This is a genomic window from Streptomyces reniochalinae (assembly GCF_003323735.1).
GTDB classification, from domain to species: Bacteria; Actinomycetota; Actinomycetes; order Streptomycetales; family Streptomycetaceae; genus Streptomyces; species Streptomyces reniochalinae.
Genome location: NZ_QOIM01000004.1, coordinates 1 through 524, shown reverse-complemented (window position 1 = coordinate 524; position 524 = coordinate 1). Strand labels below are relative to the sequence as shown.

The window sequence follows — 524 nt, the reverse complement described above, 5'->3', positions numbered from 1 at the left end:
TGCTCGGCCTGGTTGCGGGTCTCGGCGGCCTCGCGGCGCTTGTGGTCCTCCTCCGCGTACTGCTCGGCCTCGCGCATCATGCGCTCGATGTCGTCCTTCGGCAGGCTGGACCCGCCGGTGACCTGCATCTTCTGTTCCTTGCCCGTGCCCAGGTCCTTCGCCGAGACGTGCATGATGCCGTTGGCGTCGATGTCGAAGGTGACCTCGATCTGCGGCACGTTCCGCGGCGCCGGCGGCAGACCCGTCAGCTCGAACATGCCCAGCTTCTTGTTGTACGCCGCGATCTCCCGCTCGCCCTGGAAGACCTGGATCTGCACCGACGGCTGGTTGTCCTCCGCCGTGGTGAAGGTCTCCGAGCGCTTCGTGGGAATCGTGGTGTTCCGCTCGATCAGCTTGGTCATGATGCCGCCCTTGGTCTCGATACCGAGCGACAGCGGCGTCACGTCCAGCAGCAGGACGTCCTTGACCTCACCCTTGAGCACACCCGCCTGGAGGCTGGCACCGATGGCCACGACCTCGTCCGG

Annotated in this window: 1 protein-coding gene; it reads right to left on the bottom strand. The window is 66.2% G+C overall.

All coding sequences use genetic code 11. The annotated features are described in order from the left end of the window. A partial coding sequence (locus DQ392_RS00015; protein WP_147266457.1) for an Hsp70 family protein occupies positions 1-524 on the bottom strand: 524 nt, incomplete at both ends.